Genomic DNA, 629 nt, shown 5'->3' with positions numbered 1-629 from the left:
GAACCCGTCGAACCCGGCCCGGACCCTGCAGGATCTGATGGCCCAGGCGCGCACCCGCGTGATGAACGGCGGCTCCTCCGGCAACGGGTCGCCGCCGCATCTGGGGCTGGAGCTGTTCCGGCGCGCCTCCGGCGCCGGCGCCAACATCACCCATGTCCCTTATCGCGGCGGCGCGCCCTCCGTGACGGACCTCCTGGGCGGCAACCTCCAGCTGCTCGTGTCGAACCTGCCGGAGTGCCTGTCGCAGCTCCAGGCCGGATCGCTGCGCGGCCTTGCCGTCACGGGTGCCGAGCGCCATCGCCTGGTCCCGGACATCCCGACGGTGGCCGAGGCCGGTGCACCCGAGATGCAGATCACGAGCTGGACGGCCATGGTCACCAACGCCGCCGTCCCGGTCCCGGTCCTCGCCGAAATCGGCCGCGCCGCCCGAGCTTCGCTGCGCGAGGGGGAGGCGCGCCGAAGGGCCGAGGAAGGCGGCTTCGATGTCCTCTCCTGGGACGCCGACCGCTCCAGGACCTTCATCGGCGAGGAGGTCGCCCGCTGGGGCCGTCTGGTGCGCGAGGCCGGCATTCGGCCGGACGCCTGAGCTGAAGGGCGGTCCCGACCAAGCCCGTCGCGCTGGGTTGGCG

1 protein-coding gene is annotated in these 629 nt (G+C 73.3%); it reads left to right on the top strand.

Annotated elements, in window-relative coordinates; translation table 11 throughout:
• On the top strand, window positions 1-586 hold a 586-nt coding region (locus AC1DWF_RS35820), incomplete at its 5' end, for a Bug family tripartite tricarboxylate transporter substrate binding protein (protein WP_476843207.1).
• Window positions 587-629: the final 43 nt, after the last annotated feature.

The sequence above is a fragment of the Aminobacter sp. P4_D5 genome, assembly GCF_056401815.1.
This window is presented reverse-complemented; position numbering and strand designations above follow the sequence as displayed.